This is a genomic window from Kitasatospora sp. NPDC127121, assembly GCF_042677305.1.
Lineage (GTDB): Bacteria > Actinomycetota > Actinomycetes > Streptomycetales > Streptomycetaceae > Kitasatospora.
The window spans coordinates 226450-250658 of record NZ_JBHXTQ010000001.1; the positions used below are offsets into that span (position 1 = coordinate 226450).

Annotated in this window: 1 protein-coding gene; it reads right to left on the reverse strand. The window is 73.7% G+C overall.

Annotated features, from left to right (window positions below; translation table 11 throughout):
• Positions 1–3 precede the first annotated feature (3 nt).
• On the reverse strand, positions 4–24129 hold the full coding sequence (locus ACFVHI_RS00985) for a non-ribosomal peptide synthase/polyketide synthase (RefSeq protein ID WP_380334403.1): 24126 nt from the start codon (positions 24127–24129) through the stop codon (positions 4–6).
• Positions 24130–24209: the final 80 nt, after the last annotated feature.

The following is a 24209-nucleotide window of genomic DNA, read 5'->3' on the forward strand; positions in this document are numbered from 1 at the left end:
GGGTCAGTCCTCCTGGTGGGAAAGGGTGGTGGTGCCGTCGGCGCCATCGGTGGCCTCGGCACCATCGGTGTCACCAGTGGCCTCGGTGATCCTGGCGGCCAGGATCGGCCCGATCTGCGCCAGCGAGCCGGCTTGGGTCATCCGGTCGTGCCGGGTGGTGATCTCGTGCGATTCGATCCGGCCGGTGACGTAGGGGCGCCAGGTCTCGGGCCCGGCGTCGTCCTCGGCCCGGTCGATCGTGGAGTTGAAGAGCAGCAGGTCTCCGTCGAAGCCGCCGGGGACGAAGTCGACCGACAGCTTCGCGTTGTTGATCATGATTTCGACGATCACCTCGACCTGCCGCTCGTTCAGGCCGGCCAGCGCACTGCCCCGCCGGTTCAGCACCTCGGCGACCTCGGCGTAGGTGATCTCCCGCTCGCCCAGTTCGTCCGGGTCGACGTCGAGCACACCGACGAGCACGTCCCGCACGGTGGGCACCGGAGCCACCTCGAACTGCACGTCCTTCACCGGGTAGGCGTCGAGGATCGCCAGCAGTGCGGTCCGCTCGCCGCGCGACTGCAGCTCGCAGGCGATCGCGTGGGCGATCAGCCCACCGGCGGACCAGCCGAGCAGCAGGTACGGGCCCTCCGACTGGATCTTCTGGATCTGGTCGGCGTAGTCGGCCGCCATCTCCTCGTAGGACGTCGGCAGGGTTTCGGGCCGGCCGAGGCCGCGCGCCTGGATGGCGTAGACCGGGTGCTGCGGGCGGAGGTGGTTCAGCAGTCCGCTGTACGACCAGCTGATGCCGCCGCCGGGGTGGATGCAGAACAGCGGTGTGCCGGTCCCGGTCGAACGCAGCGGCAGCACCACGTCCAACGCGTCGTCGGGATCGTCCATGAGCAGACGCTCGGTGAGACCGGCCACGGTCGGCGCCTCGAACAGCATGCGCAGGCCCAACTCCAGACCGAGGGTCTCGCGGACCCGCGAGGCCAGGCGGGCGGCCAGCAGCGAGTGCCCGCCGAGGTCGAAGAAGTTGTCGTCGATGCTCACCTGCTCCCGGCCGAGGACCTCGGCGAAGAGGCCGCACAGCAGTTGCTCCTGCGGCGTCCGGGGGCCGCGCCCGGCGGCCGAGGCCCCGTACTCGGGGGCCGGCAGCGCGGCCCGGTCGAGCTTGCCGTTGGCGGTCAGCGGCAGCGCGTCCACGGTGACGAACGCCGCCGGCACCATGTAGTCCGGCAGTTCGCGGCGCAGCCGGCCGGACAGCTCCCCAGCCTCGGGCGCGCCCTCGGGGGCGGGCACCAGGTAGGCGACCAGGCGCTTGTCGCCCGGCCGGTCCTCCCGGGCGACCACCGCCGCCTGGGCGATGCCCGGGCAGCCCGCCAGGGCCGCCTCGATCTCTCCGGGCTCGATCCGCAGGCCGCGCAGCTTGACCTGGTGGTCGGCGCGTCCGGCGAACTCCAGCGCGCCGTCGGCGCGCCACCACGCCAGGTCGCCGGTGCGGTACATCCGGCTCCCGGGCGGACCGTAGGGGTCTGCGGTGAAGCGCTCCGCCGTCAGGCCGGCCCGTCCGAGGTAGCCGCGGGCCACGCCCGTCCCCGCGAGGTACAGCTCGCCGACCATGCCGGTCGGCACCGGGCGCAGCCTGTCGTCGAGCACGTAGGCGCGCATGTTCGCCATCGGCCGGCCGATCGGCACGGTCGCGGCGTGTTCGGGCAGGACGCCCACCGGGTGGCAGGTGGCCAGGGTGGTGGCCTCGGTGGGCCCGTAGCCGTTGACCACCTCGATGCCGGGGCATGCCGTCAGCACCCTGGCGACGGCGGCCGGGGAGACCACGTCGCCGCCGGTCCACACTTCGCGCACCCCGGCGAGCAGGCCCGGGCGCTCCTCGGCGACCAGGCGGAACAGTCCGGCCGTGAGCCACAGTCCGGTCACCCCGTGCGAGGTGATCGTGTGCTGGAGCAGGTCGAGGTCGAGTTGCTCCGGCGGTGCGACCACGACCCGGCCGCCGTTGAGCAGCGGCACCCACAGCTCGTAGGTGGAGAGGTCGAAGGCCGTCGGGGAGTGCATCAGCACCCGCTCGTGTCCACCGCCGTGGAACTCGGGGGTCAGCGCGTGGCCCACCACGTCATGGTGGGTGACGGCCACGCCCTTCGGTCGACCGGTCGAGCCGGAGGTGTACATGATGTACGCCAACTGCCCTGGTTCACAGCGAACTTCGACGCCGGAGGGATCGGCGGCCTCGGACTGCACCAGCGCGGTGAGCACCTCCTGGGTGAGCACCAGGGCGGCCCCGCTCTCCCGCAGGATCAGGTCGATCCGGGAGGAGGGGAAGCGCGAGTCCAGCGGCACGTAGGCACCGCCGGCCTTGATGATCGCCAGGATCGCCACGACCAGCTCCGCCGAGCGCTCCAGCAGCACCGCGACCGGGGTCTCCGGCCGTACGCCCTGGCGGATCAGCGCCCGCGCCAAGCGGTTGGCCCGCTGGTCGAGCTCCGCGTAGGTCAGTTCGGTGCCGCCGGCCACGACCGCGACCGCCTCCGGGGTGGCTCGCACCTGGCGGGCGAACAGCTCCGGCACCGCGGCCTCGGGCAGCTCGGCCGCGGCACCGTTGGACCCGGCGAGCAGTCGGCGGCGTTCCTCGACGGGCATGATGTCGATCCGGCTGATCGGCCGGTCGGGGTCGGCGACCGCCGCGCGCAGCAGACGGGCCAAGCGCTCGAACAGCAGCTCCACGGTGGGCGCGTCGAACAGGTCGGTGGCGTACTCCACCGCACCGACCAGGCCGTCGGGGGTGCCGTCCGGGCGGAACTGCTCGGCCAGGCTGAACGTCAGGTCGACCCGGGACGTGCCGGTGGGCGCCTCCAGGTGGCCGGTCTCCAGCCCCGGCAGCGCGAACTCGCCGACCGGTGCGTTCTGCAGGGCCAGCATGATCTGGAACAGCGGGTGGTGGGCCAGCGACCGCGCGGGGTTGACCACCTCGACCAGGTACTCGAACGGCACGTCCTGGTGGTCGTACGCGGTGAGCGCCTTCTGCCGCACCCGGCCGAGCAGTTCGGCGAAGCCCGGGTCCCCGCCGGTGTCGGTGCGCAGCACCAGGGTGTTGACGAAGAAGCCGACGAGGTCGTCCAGCGCCTGGTCGGTACGGCCGGCGATGGGGCTGCCGATCGGGATGTCGGTGCCGGCGCCGAGCCGGGTGAGCAGGGCGGCGAGGCCGGCCTGGAGCACCATGAACATGCTGGCGCCATGCACGGCGGCCAGGTCCCGCAGGTCCTGGTGCAGGTCGACGTCCAACCGGACCACGACCCGGTCGCCCCGCTGCGACGCCACCGGCGGCCGCGGCCGGTCGGCGGGCAGTTGGAGCTGCTGCGGGACGCCGGCCAGCTCCTCCTTCCAGTAGGCCAGTTGCCGGGCGAACAGGCTGTCCGGGTCGGCGGCGTCACCGAGCAGGTCGCGCTGCCACAGGGTGTAGTCGGCGTACTGAACCGGCAACGGGGACCACTGCGGGGCCTCGCCCCGGCAGCGGGCCGCGTAGGCCGCGGCGAGGTCACCCGAGAGCGGGCCCATCGACCAGCCGTCGGCGGCAATATGGTGCACCACGACCAGCAGCACGTGCCGGTCGGGGGCGAGGGCATACAGCACCGCCCGGACCGGCGGCTCCGCCGCGAGGTCGAAGCCGCACTGCGCCGTCTCCGCCAGGCGCTCCGCCAACCGGCTCTCGTCGAGCTCGACCACCGGCAGTGCGGGGTGCGCCTGCGCGGCGCTCAGCACGACCTGGTGGGGCACGCCGTCCGTCTCGCGGAAGACCGTCCGCAGGCTCTCGTGCCGGGCGACCACGTCCGCGAGCGCGGCGTGCAGGGCCGGGCGGTCGAGCTCACCGGTCAGGATCAGCGCGAGCGGCATGTTGTAGGTGGCGCTCGGCCCGTCCATCCGGTGCAGGAACCACAGGCGGCGCTGGGCGAAGGACAGCGGAACCCGGTCGGGGCGCGGCTGGGCGGTCAGCGCGGGCCGGGCCGTTCCGGAGCCGTCGAGGCGGGCCGCCAGGGCGGCCACGGTCGGGGTCTCGAACAGGGTCCTGACCTCCAGCTCCGCGCCGAGGGTCGCCCGGACCCTGGAGGCGAGCCGGGTCGCCAGTAGCGAGTGCCCGCCCAGGTCGAAGAAGCTGTCGTCGACGCCGACCTGTGCCAGCCCGAGCACTTCGGCGAAGAGCTCGGCGAGGAGCTGCTCCTGCGGGGTGCGCGGCGCCCGTCCGACCGCGACCGGGCCGAGGTCGGGGGCGGGCAGCGCGCGGCGGTCGAGCTTGCCGTTGGCCGTCAGGGGCAGCGCCTCCAGCGCCACCAACGCCGACGGGACCAGGTAGTCGGGCAGCCGCCCCCGCAGCCAGTCACGGAGTTCGCCGATGAGGGCACCGGTACCCCGGCTGCCGGTCGGGCGGTTGGTCAGCGCCGCCAGCGGCCTGCCGGTGGTCCCGGCCGGCCGGTACGGCTCGACCGGGGAGCCGTGAAGCCCCTGCGGGTCTGTGAAGACGACATTCACGGCGTCCGCCGCGGTGGCCGACCAGGTGATGGACACCGAGCGGCCGAACTCCGACCCGAGGGCGTGGAAATCCTCCGGGTCAGGGAGGTCGCCGTCCTCCGGGGCGTGCAACCGTTCCAGCAGTTCGGCGAGCGAGCCGTCCCCGCTCTGTACTGCCCTGGCCAGAGCCGCTTCCCGCGCCACGCGGCGGTTCGGCACCCCGGTGATCCGCAGCACGTCGGCGGGCGGCTGGGCGAGCAGCTCGCGCAGTTCGGCCGGCCCGGCGACCTGCTGCCCCCACGCCAGCTCGACCGACCGGTCCGGGCCCGCCGGGGTGACCGGTGGCTTGCGCAGGGTGACGTCGTAGCGGTAGCGGGTCAGCTCGTTGTGGTGGCGGCCCCGCTTGACCTCCACGGTCACCGCGCCGATGCCGGCGCCTGCATCGGCGCCGCTCTCGCGGTCGCGGTCGCGCAGGACGGTGAAGAAGTCCGGGTCGACCAGGAGTTCCTTCTCCACCAGCAGGGACTGCTCCACCGCGCGCCGCACCGCGGTGAAGTCGGCGCCGTCGGCGGCCCGGTGCAGTTGGACGGCGGTGGCCAGCGGGCGCAGCAGTCGCAGGTTGCGGATGTCGCCGACGAAGAGTGCGCCGCCGGGGGTGAGCAGTTGCATCAGTTTCCCGATGACGTCGGTGAGGTAGTCGGCGGAGGGGAAGTACTGCACGACCGAGTTGATGACGATGGTGTCGAAGTGCCCGGCGGGCAGGCCGTCGGTGTCGTGTGCCGGGCGGGTGTGGAGGACGACGCGGTCGGCCAGTTGCTCCTGTCGGGCGATCTGGGCGGCCAGCGCGTCGATCGCGGTGGCGGAGAAGTCGGTCGCCCAGTAGGTGTCGCAGTGCGGTGCGATCTGTGAGAGGAGCAGGCCGGTGCCGACGCCGATCTCCAGCACCCGGCGGGGGCGCAGGGCCAGGATGCGGGCCACGGTGGCGTCGCGCCATTCCCGCATCTGTTCGACGGGGATCGGGCTCGCGTCGTAACTGCTGTTCCAGCCGACGAAGTTCTGGCCGAAGGCGGTTTCCTCGGGGGTGATGGGCAGGGCGTCGTAGATGTCCCGCCACTCGCCCACGTGGTCGGCTTCGCGGCTGTCGTCGCGGCCGGTGTCCCGGCGCGGGACGACGTAGCCGATGAGCCGGTCGTCCTGGGCGAGGACGGCGGCCCGGGCGACGGCAGGGTGCTCGGCCAGGGCCGTCTCGATCTCGCCGGGCTCGACCCGGAAGCCGCGCACCTTCACCTGGTCGTCGGCCCGGCCGACGTACTCCAACTGCCCGTCGCCCAGCCAGCGCACCACGTCCCCGGTGCGGTACATCCTCCCTCCTTGCCCGCCACCGGGCAGGAGGGGCCCAGAACCGCCCGCCTCGAACGGGCAGGCGACGAAGCGCCCGGCCGTCAGGGACGGCCGGTTCAGGTAGCCGCGCGCCAGGCCCGCGCCGGCGACGTACAGCTCGCCGGGGACGCCGGGCGGCACCGGCCGCAGCCGCTCGTCCAGCACGTACACCCGGGCGTTGGCGATCGGCCGGCCGATCGGCGGCACGCCGGTGCCCGCCGCCAGCGGGGCGCTCATCGTCGCGCACACCGTCGTCTCCGTCGGCCCGTACGCGTTGACCATCCGCCGCCCCGGCGCCCAGCGCGCCACCAGCTCCGGCGGGCAGGCCTCCCCCGCCACCACCAGGGTCGACACCGTCACCGCGCCCTCCGACAGGGCCGCCAGGACGGACGGGGGCACGGTCACGTGGGTCACCGCGAGCCCCGGGTCCGTCAGCGCGGCGACCGGCTCCGCCGCCGGAGGCAGCACCAGGGCCGCACCGCACAGCAGCGCGGTGAAGATCTCCGACACCGAGGCGTCGAAGCTGGGCGAGGCGAACTGCAGCACCCGACTGTCGGAGTCGATCGCGAACCGCTCGATCTGGGCGGCGACCAGACTGGCCACGCCGCCGTGGGCGACCACGACGCCCTTGGGGCGCCCGGTCGAACCCGAGGTGTAGATCACGTACGCCGGATGCCGGACATCGAGGGCCACCTCCGGATCGGTCTCCGGCCAGTCGCCCTCGACCACCGCGGCCGGGTCGTCGATCATCAGCGCCGGACGGGCGTCCGCCAACATGAACTCGATCCGTGACTGCGGGTACGCCGGATCCACCGGCAGATACGCCGCCCCGGCCTTCAGGACACCCAGGACCGCCACCACCGACTCCACCGAACGCGGCAAGGCCACGGCCACGACCTGCTCCGGACCCACGCTCCGGGCGATCAACGCATGCGCGAACCGGTTCGCCCTGGCGTTCAACTCCTGGTACGTCAACTGGACGTCGCCGCAGACGAGGGAGACCTCGGCCGGCGTCGCCGCCACCTGCGCCGCGAACGCCTGCGGCACCGGCACGGCGGCCACCTCACGGTCAGTCGCGTTGCCCCGCTCCAGCAGCCGAATCCGCTCGTCGGAGTCGAGGAGGTCGATCCCCCCGATCGCCCGGTCAGGATCGGCGGTGACCGCCTCCAGCAGGAGCGTCCAGCGCCGCACGAGGGCCTCGACCGTCGAACGGTCGAACAGGTCAGTGGCGTACTCCGCCGCGCCGGCGATCCCAGCCGGTTCCCCGGCCGGACCGAATTGCTCGACGAGGCTCACCCCGAGGTCGAACTTGGCGGTTCCGGTGGCCACCGCGTAGGTGGCGACCTCCAGGCCGGGCAGCGAGAACCGGCCCATCGGGGCGTTCTGCACGGCCAGGATCGTCTGGAACAACGGGTGGTGGGACAGCGACCGGGATGGGTTCAGCACCTCCACCAGGTGCTCGAACGGCACGTCCTGGTGGGCGTACGCCGACAGTGAGGTCTCCCGCACCCGCCCGAGCAGTTCGGTGAAGCTCGGATCACCGCTCGTGTCCGTCCGCAGCACCAGCGTGTTCACGAAGAACCCGACCAGCTCGTCCAGCGCCTCGTCCGTGCGCCCCGCGATCGGACTCCCGATCGGGATGTCCGTCCCCGCCCCCAGCCGCGTGTACAACGCTGCCAGCGCCGCCTGCAGCACCATGAACAGACTGGTGCCGGTGTTCCGCGCCAACTCGGTCAGAGCGGCGTGCAGTTCGGGGCTCAGCTCCAGACCGACGTGGTCTCCGTGCCAACCGGTGACGGCCGGCCGGGGCCGGTCGGCGGGCAGCTGGATCAGCTCCGGCAGGTCGGACAGCTGGCGCTTCCAGTAGTCGAGCTGCTCGGCGAACCGGCTCTGCGGGTCGGCGGCGTCGCCGAGCAGGTCGCGCTGCCACAGCGTGTAGTCGGCGTACTGGACCGGGAGGGCCGCCCGGCTCGACGTCCGGCCCTCGCAGCGGGCCGCGTACGCCTCGGCCAGGTCACGGGCCAGCGGGCCGGTGGACCAGCCGTCACCGGCGATGTGGTGCATGACCAGCAGCAGCACGTGCTCGTCCGGCGCCAGCTCGAACAGCTCCGCCCGCAGCGGCGGCTCCGCCGCCAAATCGAAGGGCCGCCGGGCGAACTCGGCGAGCCGGTCGTGCAGTTCGTCCTGTGAGACCTCGGTCAGCCCGGCCCGGAGCCGGGCCTCGGTCGGGTCCAGGACCCGCTGGCACGGGACGCCGTCGACCTCCGGGAACACCGTCCGCAGGCTCTCGTGCCGGGCCACCACGTCGGCCAGCGCCTCGTCCAGCGCCGCCCGGTCGAGCGTTCCGGTCAGCCGCAGCGCCAGCGGGATGTGGTAGGTAGCGGCGCTGCCGTCCATGCGGTGCATGAACCAGAGCCGACGCTGGGCGAAGGACAGCGGCACCGCCTCCGGCCGCTCGTGAACGGTCAGCGCCGGACGGACACGGCTGGCCCCGGCCAGTGCCTCGGCCAGCCCCGCAGCGGTGGGCGCCTGGAAGAGCGCGCGCAGCCCGAGCTCCACACCGAGCACCGAGCGCACCCGCGCGGTCAGCCGGGTGGCGAGCAGGGAGTGCCCGCCCAGGTCGAAGAAGTCGTCGTCGACACCGACCTGCGCCCGGCCCAACACCTCGGCGAACAGCTCGCAGAGGATCTGCTCCTGCGGCGTGCGCGGCTCCCGGCCGACCTCGGCCGAACCGAGGTCGGGAGCGGGCAGCGCGGCGCGGTCCAACTTGCCGTTGGGCGTCAGCGGCAGCACGTCCAGCACCGTGAACACGGCCGGCACCAGGTAGTCCGGCAGCCGGTCGCGCAGGTGCGCCGCCAGCTCCACCGGACGGACGGCCACGTCGGGACGGGCCGCCACGTAGCCGACGAGCCGGTCCTCCCGGGCCACGACGGCGACCTGGGCGACCCCGGGATGCTCGGCCAGGGCGGCCTCGACCTCGCCGAGTTCGACGCGGAAGCCGCGCACCTTCACCTGCTGGTCCGCCCGGCCGACGTACTCCAACTCGCCGTCGGCCCGGCGGCGCACCACGTCCCCGGTGCGGTACATCCTCTCGCCGACCGCGCCGAACGGGCAGGCGACGAACCGACCCGCCGTCAGGGACGGCCGGTTCAGGTACCCGCGCGCCAGCCCCGGCCCCGCAACGTACAACTCCCCCGCGACGCCCGGCGGCACCAGGCGCAGCCGCTCGTCCAACACGTACACCCGGAAGCCCGCGACCGGCTGGCCGATCGGCGGCACGCCAGTGCCCGCCGCCAGCGGGGCGCTCATCGTCGCGCACACCGTCGTCTCCGTCGGGCCGTACGCGTTGACCATCCGGCGCCCCGGGGCCCAGCGCGCCACCAGCTCCGGCGGGCAGGCCTCGCCCGCCACCACCAGGGTGCCGGCCGCGAGGTCGGCGCCGTCCAGCGCGGCCAGGGCCGAGGGCGGCAGGGTCACATGGGTGACGTCGAGCCGGCGGTCCGTCAGGGCCTCCAGCGGGGCCTCGGACGGGGCGAGCACGAGGGTGGCGCCGGTCAGCAGGGCGCTGCACAGGTCCCAGAACGACGCGTCGAAGCTGGGCGAGGCGAACTGGAGGACGCGGCTGCCCGGCTCCAGGCCGAGCCGCTCGACCTGCGCCGCCACCAGGCCCGACACCCCGGTGTGGCTCACCACGACGCCCTTGGGGCGGCCGGTCGAACCCGAGGTGTAGATCACGTAGGCCGGGTGCCGGACATCGAGCGCGACCACCGGATCCGTGTCCGGCCGGCCTCCGTCGCCCACCATCGCCGGGTCGTCGACCACCACCGAAGGACGGGCGTCCGCCAACATGAAGTCGATCCGCGCCCGCGGGTACGCCGGATCCACCGGCAGGTACGCCGCCCCGGCCTTCAGCACGCCCAGGACCGCCACCACCGACTCCACCGAGCGCGGCAACGCCACCGCCACCACCTGCTCAGGACCCACCCCCCGCGCGATCAACGCATGCGCGAACCGGTTCGCCCGAACGTTCAACTCCCGGTACGTCAACTCCGCATCACCGCACACCAGCGCGACCGCGTCCGGCACCGCCGCCACCTGCGCGGCGAACAGTTCCGGCAGGCTCACCCCTGCCGCCCCGCCCTCGACGGCGGGCAGCAGCTCGCGGCGCTCCTCGGCCGACAGCAGCTCGATCCCGCCGATCGGCTGGTCGGGCGCGGCGGCGACCGCGGCCAGCAGCCTGGTCCACCGGTCGGCCAGGGCCTCGACCGTCGAACGGTCGAACAGGTCGGTGCTGTACTCGACCGCACCGCTGAGCCCGGCCGGCGCGCCGTCGGGCCCGTGCTCCTCCGCGAACCCGAAGGTCAGGTCGAGCCGCGCGGTCCCGGTGAGCACGCTCACCCCGGAGACCTGGAGGCCCGGCAGCTCGAAGTCACCGCCCGGCGCGTTCTGCACGACCAGCCCGGTCTGGTACAGCGGGTGGTGGGAGAGCGAACGGGACGGGTTCAGCGCCTCCACCAGGTGCTCGAACGGCACGTCCTGGTGCGAGTACGCCGACAGCGCCGTCTCCCGCACCCGGCCCAGCAGCTCAGCGAAGCTCGGGTCGCCGCTGGTGTCCGTCCGCAGCACCAGGGTGTTGATGAAGAACCCGACCAACTCGTCCAGCGCCTCGTCCGTCCGGCCCGCGATCGGGCTGCCGATCGGGATGTCCGTGCCCGCGCCCAGCCGCGTGTACAGCGCCGCGAGCGCGGCCTGCAGCACCATGAACAGGGTCGCACCCGAGCGCCGCGCCAACTCCACCAGCGCCGCGTGCAGTTCGGTGTCGATCCGGAGCTCCAGCAGGTCGCCGCCGTACGACATGGTGGCCGGGCGCGGCCGGGCGGCAGGCAGCTGCAGCTGCTCGGGCAGCCCGGCCAGCGCCTCCTTCCAATAGGCGACCTGGCGGCCGAACACGCTGTCGGCGTCGTGCTCGTCGCCCAGGATCTCGTGCTGCCACAGGGTGTAGTCGCCGTACGTCACCGGCAGCGGCGGCCAGGCCGGCGCCCCGCCGCCCCGCCGGGCGGTGTAGGCGGTGGCCAGGTCACGGGCCAGCGGGCCCATGGACCAGCCGTCCCCGACGATGTGGTGCATCACCAGCAGCAGCACGTGCTCGTCCGCCGAGAGTTCGAACAGCTCAGCCCGCAGCGGCACTTCCGCGGTCAGGTCGAAGCCGCGCACCGCCGCCTCGCGCAGCAGCCCCGGCAGCTCCGCCTCGCCGGCCGCGCGTACGCTCAGCGGGACGGCGACCTCGGTGCTGTCCAGCACCCGCTGGTACGGGATTCCGGCGGTGTGCGGGAAGACCGTGCGCAGGGTTTCGTGCCGGGCGACCACGTCCGCGAGCGCTGCGCTCAGCGCGGCCCGGTCGAGATCTCCGGACAGCCGCAGGGCCAGCGGCATGTGATAGGTGGCGCTCGGTGCCCCGAACTGCTGGAGGAACCAGAGCCGGCGCTGGGCGAACGACAGCGGCATCGGTTCGCGGCGCGGCCGGGGCACCAGGGCCTGCCGAGCGGTGTCGGCGCCGTGCAGCCCGGCCGCCAGCCCGGCCGGTGTCGGCGTCCGGAACAGGCTTCGCAGCTCCAGCTCGACCCCGAGGGTCGCCCGGATCCGCGAGACCAACCGGGTGGCGAGCAGCGAGTGCCCGCCCAGCGCGAAGAAGTCCTCGTCGACACCGACCTGGCCCCGGCCCAGCACCTCCGCGAACAGCTCGCACAGGATCTGCTCCTGCGGGGTGCGCGGCGCCCGGCCGGTCTCCCTGGTCGTGGCCTCGGGCGCCGGCAGCGCCGCCCGGTCCAGCTTCCCGTTCGGTGTCAGCGGCAACGCCTCCAGCAGCACGAACGCCGACGGCACCAGGTACTCCGGCACCCGGTCGCGCAGGTACGACGCCAGCACCGGCGCGGTCGCCCCTCGCCCGGCCACGGGGACGACGTACGCGACGATCCGGTCCTCGCGGGCGAGCACCGCGACCTGGGCGACGCCTGGGTGCGCGGTCAGCTCCGCCTCGATCTCGCCGGGCTCGACCCGGAAGCCGCGCACCTTCACCTGGTCGTCGGCCCGGCCGGCGAACTCCAGCTCTCCGTCGGCCCGCCAGCGCACCAGGTCGCCGGTGCGGTACATCCGGTTGCCCACCTCGAACGGGTTGGCGACGAAGCGCCCGGCGGTGAGCCCGGGCCGGTTCAGGTAGCCGCGGGCCAGGCCCGCCCCGGCCAGGTACAGCTCACCCAGCACGCCGGGGGCGACCAGCCGCAGGGCCGCATCCAGCACGTACACCTGGCAGTTGGCGATCGGGCGGCCGATCGGCACCGGCGACGGGCAGTCGGCGGGGTCGGCCGGCAGCAGGTAGGCGGTGATCACGTGGGTCTCGGCCGGGCCGTAGTGGTTGTGCAGCACCCGGCCGAGCCCGCGGGCCTGGAAGCGGCGCACCGCACCGCTCAGGCGCATCGCCTCGCCGGCCTGCGCGATCAGCCGCAGGCCCGGCAGCTCCAGCCCGGCTTCCTCCGCGGCCTCGGCGAGCGCCTCGATCACCAGGTTGGGGGCGAACAGCTCCTCGACTTCGTGCCGGTCCAGCCAGTGGGCGAACTGCTCGGCGCTGCGGCGCTGTTCCTCCGTCGGCACCACCAGGGTCTTGCCGTACAGCAGCGCGGAGAGCATCTCCTGCACCGAGACGTCGAAGCTGATCGCGGTGAACTGCGCGGTGCGCGTGCCGGGTTCACCGCCGACGGCCTCATGGTGCCACTCCAGCAGGTTCAGCAGCCCGGCGGCGGGCATCACCACGGCCTTGGGCCGGCCGGTGGAGCCGGAGGTGTAGATGACGTAGGCCGGGTGCCGGGCGTCCACGGGGACGGCCGGGTCGTGCTCCGGCTGCTCGTCGGCAGGTGTGACGTCCGCGAGGTCGTCGAGCACCACGGCCGGCCGGGCGTCCTCCAGCATGTACGCGATGCGGGCCGCCGGGTAGTCCGGGTCGACCGGCAGGTACGCCGCGCCCGTCTTGAGCACCGCGAGGACGGCGACCACCAGCTCGGCCGAGCGCGGGAGCCGCAGGGCGACGACCTGCCCCGGGCCCACGCCGCGCGCGATCAGCGCGTGGGCCAGGCGGTTGGCCCGACGGTTCAGCTCGCCATAGGTCAGCACGGTGTCCTCGAACACCACCGCCTCGGCCGCCGGGGTCGCCCGGACCTGCGCCTCGAACAGCGCGGGCAGGCTCTCGACGGGAGCGGGGCAGGCGGTGCCGTTGCGGACGACCAGCAGCTCGTGCCGCTCCTCGGCGGTGAGGACATCGATCCGGCTCAGCGGCCGGTCCGGCTCGGCGACCACCGCCGCCAGCAGCCGCAGCCACCGGGCGACCAGTACCTCCACCGTAGCGTGGTCGAACAGGTCGGTGCTGTACTCGACCCGCCCGACGATGCCCTCGGCGGGCCCGCCGGTGCCGCCGCGCTCCAGCAGGTGGATGCCGAGGTCGAACATCGCCGTCGGCGTCCGCACCAGCACGATCTCGGTGGCCAGGCCGCTCAGCGCGAACTCGGTGCGGGGCACGTTCTGCAGCGCGAGCAGCACCTGGAACAGCGGCTGCCGGGCGAGCGACCGGGACGGGTTGAGGGCTTCGACGACGTGCTCGAACGGCAGGTCCTGGTGCGCGTACGCGCCGAGCGCGCATTCCCGGACCCGGACCAGCAGTTCGGCGAAGGACGGGTCGCCGCTGGTGTCCGTGCGGAGCACCAGGGTGTTGACGAAGAACCCGACGAGGCCGTCCAGCGCCTCGTCGGTCCGGCCGGCGATCAGGCTGCCGACCGGGATGTCGGTGCCCGCGCCGAGCTTGTCCAGCAGCGATGCCAGGGCGGCCTGCAGCACCATGTACACGCTGGCGCCGTGCTCCCGGCCCAACCGGAGCAGCCCGGCGTGCAGTTCGGCGTCCAGTTCGATCGCGAGGTGGCCACCGGAGTAGGAGGGGGCCGCGGGGCGGTGGCGGTCGGCCGGGAGCGGGATCTGCTCCGGCAGGTCCGCCAGCGTCCGCTTCCAGTAGTCCGCCTGGCGGGAGAACAGGCTGTCCTGGTCGTCCGCGTCGCCGAGCAGCCGGTCCTGCCACAGGGTGTAGTCGGCGTACTGCACGGGCAGCGGCGCCCACTGCGGCTCCTCGCCCCGGCGGCGGGCCGCGTACGCGGTGGCCAGGTCGGCCGCCAGCGGGCCCAGCGACCAGCCGTCGCCGGCGATGTGGTGCATCACCAGGAGCAGCACGTGCTCGTCCGCCGAGAGTTCGAACAGCTCGGCGCGCAGCGGCGGTTCGGTGGCGAGGTCGAATCCGCGCGCCGCGGCCGCCGTCAGCAGTTCCGGCAGGGCCGGCTCGTCGGCCGGGGCGACCGACAGCCTCGGGCGCACCTCCCCGACGGGCAGCACCTGCTGGTGGGGCACACCGCCCTCGGCCGGGAAGACCGTGCGCAGGGTCTCGTGCCGGTCGACGAGGTCGCCCAGCGCCGCCTCCAGGCCCGCCAGGTCCAACGGTCCCGAGAGCCGCCACGCGAGCGGCATGTTGTAGACGGAGTCGGCGCCCTCCAGTTGGCGCAGGAACCACAGCCTTCGCTGTGCGGACGACAGCGGCACGCGGTCGGGCCGCTCTGCCCGCACCAGGGCCAGCCGGGCCCGGTCCGCCCCGCCCAGCCCGGCGGCCAGCCCGGCGGCCAGCCCGGCCACGGTCGGGCTGCGGAACAGGGCCTGCAGCGGCAGCTCCACGCCCAGCGTCGCACGGACCCGGGCCACCAACCGGGTGGCCAGCAGGGAGTGCCCGCCGAGGTCGAAGAAGTCGTCGTCGACGCCGACCCCGGGCAGGCCCAGCACCTCGGCGAACAGTCCGGCCAGCACCTGTTCCTGGGGAGTGTGCGCTGCCCGGCCGGCCTGCGTCGTGGTGGACTCGGGCTCGGGCAGGGCGCGCCGGTCCACCTTGCCGCTGGCGTTCAACGGCAGGGCGTCGAGGGAGACGAACGCGGCGGGCACCATGTAGTCCGGCAGGCGCTCGCGCAGGTGCGCCCGCAGGTCCTCCGGCCGAGGCGCCGCCCCGGTGGCGGGAACCAGGTAGGCGACCAGGCGGGTGTCCCGCGCCCGGTCCTGCCGGACGATCACGGCGGCCCGCGCGACCTGCGGGTGTTCCGCCAGTGCGGTCTCGATCTCGCCGAGTTCGATCCGGAAGCCGCGCACCTTGACCTGGTCGTCGGTACGGCCGAGGAACTCCAGGTTCCCCTCCGGGTTCCACCGCACCAGGTCACCGGTGCGGTACATCCGCCCTCCTTGCCCGCCTTCGGGCTGGGGGCACCTCCCAGCCGCCAGGCTGGGGGCGAGGGGCCCAGATCCACTCGGACCGAACGGGTCCGCCACGAACCGTCCCGCGGTCAGACCCGGCCGGTTCAGGTAGCCGCGCGCGAGGCCCGCACCGGCGAGGTACAGCTCACCCGGCACACCGGCGGGTACCGGCTGCAACGCGGCGTCGAGCACGTGCAGCCGGACGCCCCCGAGCGGCCGCCCGATCACCGGGCGCGCGCTCGACTCCACCGGCGCGTAGACCGAGTCCACCGTGCACTCGGCCGGCCCGTAGTAGTTCAGGGAGAACACCTCGCCGGCCGCCCGCAGCCGCTCCCACAGCTGCTCCGGAACGGCCTCACCACCCAACCCGACCATCGAGGGACGCCACCGCGGGTGGGTCAAGAGGCCGTGATCGACAAGGACTTGCAGGTAGGACGGGGTTCCGCCGACAGTGTCCAGCCCGGCCCGCGCGGCGTACTCGAGGTAGGCGTCCGGGTCGGTCCAGGTCGCCTCGTCCAGGACGTGCAGCTCGTGCCCGGCGAACAGGGCGAACAGTTGGTCGCAGGAGGCGTCGAACGACACGGACGTGGTCAGCCCGATCCGCATGCACTCCTTGATTCGGAAGACCAGCGAGCGCTGGTCGGCGAACAGGTTGAACAGGCCGCCGTGCGTCACCACCACGCCCTTGGGCTTGCCGGTCGAACCGGAGGTGTAGATGACGTAGACCGGGTGGCCCGGGTCGACGGCCACCGCGGGGTCCGTCACCGGGCAGCCCGCGACCAGCTCGGCCGTCTCCGGGTCGTCGACCACCAGCCGACCGGCCGGACCGGCCGGCAGCCGATCCCGGGTACGGGTGTCGGTCACCACCATGACCGGCCGGGCGTCGTCGAGCATGTGCCCGATCCGCGCGGCCGGGTACTCCGGATCGACCGGGAGGTACGCCGCGCCCGTCTTCAGCACCGCGAGGATCGCCACCACCAGCTCGGCCGACCTCGGCAGCGCCACCGCCACCAACCGCTCCGGCCCCGCACCCCGCGCGATCAGCGCATGCGCCAACCGGTTCGCCCGCGCGTCCAACTCCGCGTACGTCAGCGACGCTTCCGGCCCGACAACCGCGAGGGCGTCCGGAGTCGCCCGGACCTGCTCCCGGAACAACTCCGGCAGGCTCTCGGTGAAGGCCTGGGCCGCCTGGCCGGTGCCCAGCGCCGTCAGCTCGGCGTGCTCCTCGGCGCCGAGCAGGCCGATCCGGCTGAGCCGCCGCCGCGGGTCGGCGACCGCGGCGCGGAGCAGCCGCTCCCACCTCCCGATCATCGTCTCGACGGTGGCCGGGTCGTAGAGGTCACTGGTGTACTCGACGAATACGTCGATCCCCTCCGGGGTGGGGGCACCTCCCGAGCCGCCAGGCCCAGGGGGACCGTCCTGCCCGTGCCGCTCCGACATGGTGAAGATCAGGTCGAGCTTGGCGGTGGTCGACGTCGACGGCACGTCCTCGACGCGCAGCCCGGGAGGCGCGAAGTCGGCCCGAGGAGCGTTCTGCAGCACCAGCATGACCTGGAACAACGGGTGGTGCGACAGCGACCGGGACGGGTTCAGGACCTCGACCAGGTACTCGAACGGCAGGTCCTGGTGGGCGTACCCGGCCAGCGCGGTGTCCCGGACCCGGCCCAGCAGCTCGGCGAACGTCGGATCGCCCGAGGTGTCGGTACGGAACACCAGGGTGTTGACGAAGTAGCCGACCAGCTCGTCCTGCGCCTGGTCGGTCCGGCCCGCGACCGGGCTGCCCACCGGGATGTCGTCGCCGGCGCCGAGCTTGCTCAGCAACGCGGCAAGTCCTGCCTGGAGCACCATGAACAGACTGGTCCCGTGCTCACGGGCGAGCTCGCGCAGACCGCGGTGCAGCTCGGCGTCCAGCCCGGCACGCACGGAGCCGCCCCGGTGGGAGGCGACCGCCGGGCGGGGCCGGTCGGTGGGCAGCTGGATCTGCTCCGGCAGCCCGGCCAACTGCCGGGTCCAGTAGGCCGCCTGGCCCGCGAACAGGCTGTCCCGGTCGGCGGCGTCGCCCAGCAGTTCGTGCTGCCACAGCGTGTAGTCGGCGTACTGCACGGGCAGCGGCGCCCACTGCGGCTCCTCGTCCCGGCAGCGCGCCGCGTAGGCGGCGGCCAGGTCCTGCGTGAGCGGGCCCAACGACCAGCCGTCACCCGCGATGTGGTGCATGACCAGCAGCAGTACGTGCTCGTCCGGCGCGATCTCGAACAGCCCGGCGCGCAGCGGCAGATCGACCGCCAGGTCGAACGGACGGGCCTTCGCGGTCGTCAGCGCGCCCGGCAGCCCATCCTCGGTGGTCCGGCTCACGTCCAGCCGCGGGCGGCCGGCCACGACGTCCAGCACCTGCTGGTACGGCACGCCGTCCACGGCCGGGAAGACGGTGCGCAGGCTCTCGTGCCGGGCCACCACGTCCGCCACCGCGGCTTCCAGGGCCCGCCGGTCCAGTTCCCCGGACAGCCGCCAGGCCAGGGAGATGTGGTAGTTCGCGCTGGCACCCTCCAACTGGTGCAGGAACCACAGCCGCCGCTGCGCGAACGACAGCGGGATCCGCTCCGGGCGTTCGCGCCGCACCAGGGCGGCCTGCGCCGGTCCGGCCGCCACCAGGGCGGCGGCCAGGCCTGCCGGGGTCGGCGCCTCGAACAGGGTACGCAGCGGCATCTCGACACCGAGGGTCGCGCGAATCCGGGCAGCCAGGCGGGTGGCGAGCAGCGAGTGCCCGCCGAGGTCGAAGAAGCCGTCCTCGACGCCGGCCGAGGCGACGCCCAGAACCTCGGCAAACAGCTCGCAGAGGACCTGCTCCTGCGGGGTGCGCGGCGTGCGGCCGGCGGCCGCCGGGGCGAGGTCGGGGGCGGGCAGGGCCCGGCGGTCCAGCTTGCCGTTGGCGGTCAGCGGCAGCGCGTCCAGCAGGACGTACGCCGACGGCACCATGTGCTCCGGCAGCCGCTCGGTCAGGTACGCGCGCAGGTCCGCCGGGCGCGGTGTGGCACCGGCGGCCGGGACCAGGTAGGCGGCCAGGCGGGTGTCGTCGGCACGGTCCTGCCGGGCGAGGACGGCGGCCTGGGCGACGCCGGGGAGCGCCGCCAGCGCCGCCTCGATCTCGCCGAGCTCGATCCGGAAGCCGCGCACCTTCACCTGCTGGTCGGCCCGGCCGACGAAGCTCAGGCTGCCTTCCGCAGCCCGGCGCACCACGTCGCCGCTGCGGTACATCCGGCTGCCCGCCGGCCCGTACGGGTCGGCGACGAAGCGCCCGGCGGTCAGGCCCGGCCGGTTCAGGTAGCCGCGCGCCAGCCCGGCGCCCGCGACGTACAGCTCGCCGGGCACGCCCGGGGCCACCGGCCGCAGGCCGTCGTCGAGCACGTACGTCCGCAGGTCCGGGAGGCCCGCGCCGATCTGGCCGGCTGCGGTGCCGGACCGGTCGAGCGCCGCGTACGTGACGTGCACGGTGGTCTCGGTGATGCCGTACATGTTGACCAGCCGGGGCGCGTCCTCCGGGTGCCGCTCGTACCAGCTCGCCAACCGGGCGTGCTCCAGTGCCTCACCGCCGAAGACCACCGTGCGCAGGGCGAGTTCACGCGGGTGCTCGGCTTCCGCCTGCATCAGCTGGTAGAAGGCGGACGGCGTCTGGTTGAGCACCGTCACCCGCTCGCGGGCGAGGAGCTCCAGGAACGCGCCGGGCGAGCGGCTGGTCTCGTGGTCCACGATCACGAGACGGCCGCCGTGCAGCAGCGCGCCCCACAGCTCCCACACCGAGAAGTCGAAGGCGTAGGAGTGGAAGAGCGTCCAGACGTCCTCGGCGGTGAAGCCGAACAGCTCCTCCGTCGTCCGGAACAGCCGCACCACGTTGTGGTGCGGAACCACGACGCCCTTGGGGTTGCCGGTGGAGCCGGAGGTGTGGATGACGTAGGCGGCGTGGCCGGGATCGACGGTGACCCCCGGGTCCGTGTCCGGCAGCCCGTCCAGGTCGGCGGAGTCCAGCAGCAGCCGGTCCAGGTGGTCCGCCCCCGGCAGCTCGCCGATACCGCTCGTCGTGACGAGCAGCGCGGGCCGGGTGTCCTGGAGCAGGTAGGAGATCCGGGCCGCAGGGTACTTCGGATCCACCGGAACGTAGGCGCCGCCGGCCTTGACCACCGCGAGCACCGCGACGACCAGGTCCGCCGAGCGCGGCAGGGCCAGGGCCACCAGCCGCTCCGGGCCCACGCCCCGGTCGATGAGCGCGTGCGCGAGCCGGTTGGCGCGGGTGTTCAACTCGCCGTAGGAAAGGGTTACTTCACCATCCGTTAGGGCGACGGCGGCCGGGTTGGTCCGGACCCGCCGCTCGAAAAGCGCGGTCAGGCTGCTGCCCGGCGCGTCCTCCTCCTCGGTACGGGCCGGGAGCAGCGCGCGGAGTTCCTCGGCGGACAGCACGTCCACCCGGCCGATCCGTCGGCCGGGGTCGGCGACGACGGCGCGCAGCAGCCGCAGCCACCGGTCGACGATCCCCGCCACGGTGGCCTCGTCGAAGAGGTCGGTGCTGTACTCGACCACGCCCGACAGCCCCTCCGTACCCGGCTGTTCGGCCAGGATGAAGGTCAGGTCGCACTTGGCCGTACCGGTGTGCACCAGATCGGCCGTCACCCGCAGCCCCGGCAGGTCGAAGGCGCCGAGCGGGGCGTTCTGCAGGGCGAGCATGGTCTGGAAGAGCGGGTGGTGCGCCAGTGTCCGGGTCGGGTTCAGTGCCTCCACGAGGTGCTCGAACGGCACGTCCTGGTGCGCGTACGCGGCCAGCGCGTCGGAGCGCACCCGGCCCAGCAGTTCGGCGAACGACGGGTCGCCGGACAGGTCGGTGCGCAGCACGAGGGTGTTGACGAAGAATCCGACCAGGTCGTCCAGGGCCTCGTCGGTGCGTCCCGCGATCGGCGTGCCGATCGGTACGTCGGTGCCGGCGCCGAGCTTGCCGAGCAGGGCGGCCAGCCCGGCCTGGAGCACCATGAACAGGCTGGCGCCACCGTCGCGGGCGAGCGCGCGCAGGCCCTCGTGCAACTCGGCGTCGATCCGCACCGGCAGGTGGGCGCCCCGGTAGGACATCGCGGCCGGCCGGGGCCGGTCGAAGGGCAGCTCCACCTGGTCGGGCAGGTGCGCCAACTGCTCCCGCCAGTAGGCGAGCTGGCCGCTCAGCAGACTGTCCGGGTGAGCGCCGTCACCGAGCAGCTCCCGCTGCCAGAGGGCGTAGTCGGCGTACTGGACGGGCAGTTGGGCCCACTCGGGCTTCGCGCCCTCGGTACGGGCCGCGTAGGCGGTCCTCAGGTCCCGCAGGAGCGGGCCCGCCGACCAGCCGTCACCGGCGATGTGGTGCACCACCAGCAGCAGCACGTGCTCCTCGGTGCCGAGCCGGAAGAGCTCGGCCCGCAGCGGCGGCTCGTCGGAGAGCTCGAAGCCGTGCCGCGCCGCCTCCGCCAGAAGGTGCGGCAGGTCGCGCTCGCCGCCCTCGGTGACCCGCAGCCGCGGCCGGGCCTCGTCGGCTTCCAGCACCCGCTGGTACGGAACACCGTCGGCCACGGGGAAGACGGTGCGCAGGCTCTCGTGCCGCTCGACCAGGTCCGCCAGGGCGGCCTCCAGGGCCCGCTGGTCCAGCTCGCCGGACAGCCGCAGCGCCAGCGGGATGTTGTAGGTGGCGCTCGGGCCCTCCATGCGGTGCAGGAACCACAGCCGGCGCTGCGCGAAGGACAGCGGGACGGCCTCGGGACGCTCGCGCCGCCCGAGCGCCGGGCGCGCCCGGCCCGCGACGTCCACCGCCGCGGCCAGTTCCGCCACCGTCGGCGCGTCGAACAGGTCGCGCAGCCCCAGCTCCACGCCCAGCACCGACCGGGCCCGGGCGACCAGCCGGGTGGCCAGCAGGGAGTGCCCGCCGAGGTCGAAGAAGCTGTCGTCCAGCCCCGGCTCGGACACCCCGAGCACCTCGGCGAACAGGCCTGCGAGCAGGTGCTCGACCGCGGAGCGCGGAGCGCGGCCCGGCACGGCCGACTGCCGCTCGGGCGCTGGCAGAGCCCGCCGGTCGAGCTTGCCGTTCGGGGTCAGCGGCAGGACGTCCAGCACCATGAGCGCCGACGGCACCATGTGCTTGGGCAACCGCGCCCGGAGGTGTTCGCGCAGGGCGGTGTCGGTGACCGTGGCACCGGGCTCGGCGACGGCGTAGGCGACCAGCCGGGGTTCGTCCTCGGTACGCACCACGGCGGCGGCCCGAGCGACCTGCGGGTGCTCGGCGAGGACGGCCTCGACTTCGCCGAGCTCCACTCGGAAGCCGCGGACCTTGACTTGGTCGTCGGTCCGGCCGAGGAACTCCAGATTCCGGTCTGCACCCCAGCGCACCAGGTCGCCGGTGCGGTACATCCTCGAACCACTCGGACCGAACGGGTCCGCCACGAACCGCCCGGCGGTCAGGCCCGGCCGGTTGAGGTAGCCGCGCGCCAGGCAGGACCCGGCGACGTACAGCTCGCCCGGCGTACCGGCCGGCAGCGGCCGCAGGGCGCCGTCGAGCACGTACAGCCGGACGTTGCCGGCGGGTCGGCCGATGACCGGGAGCGGACTCGATCCCACGGAGGCGATCACCGGGTTGACGGTGCACTCGGACGGTCCGTAGAGGTTGAGGCAGGAGACCCCGTCCGCCGACCGTAGTTCTCCCCACAGCCGCTCCGGCACGGCCTCGCCACCGGCCGCGACCAGCGCCGGACGCCAGTTCTGGTCGCCCAGGAGCCCGTGGGCGACCAGGACGTGCAGGTAGGAAGGGGTGGCTTCGATGTAGTCCAGTCCGTGGCGCGCCGCGTAGCCGACGAAGGCGTCGGGGTCGGTCCAGGTCTCGTGGTCCAGGACGTGCAGCTCGTGGCCCGCGAACAGGGCGAGCAGCTGGTTCCAGGAGGCGTCGAACGACACCGACGTGGTCAGGGCCACCCGCAGCCGCTGCCGTTCCCCGAGGACCGCCCGGAAGTGCACCTCCCGGAGGTCCGTGAGCAGGTTGAGCAGGCCGCCGTGGGTCGGCGCCACGCCCTTGGGCCGGCCGGTGGAGCCGGAGGTGTAGATGACGTAGGCCGGGTGGCCCGGATCGACGACCACCGTCGGGTCGGTCGGCGGGCAGCCCGCCACCAGGGCGGCCGATTCCGGGGCGTCGAGCACCAACCGGTCGACCGGACCGCCGTCGGGCAGGCGGTCCGCGCTGCCGGAGTCGGTCACCAGCAGGATCGGTCGGGCGTCGTCGAGCAGGTAGGCGATCCGGTCGGCCGGGTACTCGGGGTCGACCGGGACGTACGCCGCGCCGGTCTTCAGCACCGCGAGGATCGCCACCACCAGCTCGGCCGACCTCGGCAGCGCCACCGCCACCAGCCGCTCCGGCCCCGCACCCCGGTCGATCAGGGCGTTCGCCAGCCGGTTCGCCCGCACGTCGAGCTCCGCGTACGTCAGTGAGACGTCACCGCACACCAACGCGACGAGGTCCGGAGTCGCCCGGACCTGCTCCCGGAACAGCTCCGGCAGGCTCGTGGCGGGATCCGCCGCCACCTGCCCGGTGCCGAGGGCCGCCACCTCTCGGTGCTCTGCGGCCGTGAGCAGGTCGATCCGGCCCACCGCCTCGTCGGGGTCACAGTCCGCGACGGCGTCGAGCACGGCGAGCAGCCGCTGCTGGTGCGCGGCGAGGTCGTCGTCGCCGTATGCCTCGGGCGCGCCGTGCAGCCTGAGGAGCGGGGGGTTGCCGTCCCGGTAGTCGAACACCCAGACGGCGAGATCGGTGGTCGACCCGGACACGAAGTGGTGCACGGAGGCGGGGTGCCCGGCGAAGGTGGGCCTCGCGTTGAAGGCCATGATGTTGACGATCAGCGGGAACACCGTCCCGATGCTCCCGGGCGCGCCGAGATCCCGCAGCAGGTCCTCGCTGCGGTAGCGCTCGTGCGCGACGGCCGCCTCGACTTCCCGTGCCACCTGGGCGACGAGTTCGCGCCACGGCATGTCCGGTCGTACCGTCAGCCGCAGCGGCACCACGTTCGACATCGTGCCGGGCACTGACATCAAGTCGCGGTCGGAGCCCCGACGGGCGGTGACCGGGAGGGCGAGCACCACGTCCTGGGTACCGCTCAGCCGGTGGGCGTAGAGCGCCGCCGCCGCGATCACCAGGCGGGACCACCGGACACCGACCCTCCCTGCCGCCGCCCGCAGCGCGTCCGGGCTCCGCAGCTCCCGCTCCTCGGCCAGACGCAGGGCCCGGTGCGGGTCAGTCGTGGCGCTGTCGGTGAGCCGGGTCGGGGCGGGCAGGTCGGCACAGCGCTCGGTCCAGTAGGAGCGGTCGGCGGTGAAGTCGGCGGACGAACGGTAGGCGGCGTCGCTGTCGACCAGGTCCCGCAGCGAGCCGAACGGCGACGGCGGCACCGCGCCGCCCTCGGACAGCGCCGAGTACACCTCGCCGACCCGCTGGCGGACCATGGAACTGCTGATCGCGTCCAGCACCACGTGGTGGTAGTTCAGGTACCAGAGGAATTCGGTCGGCGACAGCTTGACCAGCGCGTGCCCGAACAGCGGGTCGCGCGCGAGATCCAGCGGGCGCATCAGGTCCCGCTCCATCCACTCCATGGCCGCCGCACGGGGTGCGGGCTCCCCGCTCAGGTCCAGGTGTGCCGGTGCCCAGTCCCAGGTCTCGCGGAGGACCTGGCGCGGGCCGTCACCGCCGTCGACGAAGGTCACGTGCAGGGCGTCGACCTCGTCGACGACGCGGCGCAGCGCGGTCTCGAACAGGTCGGGGTCGACCGGCCCGTGGATCTCCAGGCACTCACCGACCCGGTAACCGGGGATCGGTGTCCGGGAGCGCTGCTCGGCGAGCCAGATCTCGCGCTGGGCCGCTGTCAGGGCAAGGACGTCGCCGTCGCGACGGGACATGGGGGTACCTCCAGAAGTGTGGGCGGGCAGGCGCGCAGGACGCGCCGGGCCACGCCGACCGCGGTGACGTCACACGGTCA

Coding starts and splice junctions, on each gene's coding strand:
- ACFVHI_RS00985 (WP_380334403.1), bottom strand. CDS start 24,129: ATGTCCCGTCGCGACGGCGACGTCCTTGCCCTGACAGCGGCCCAGCGC.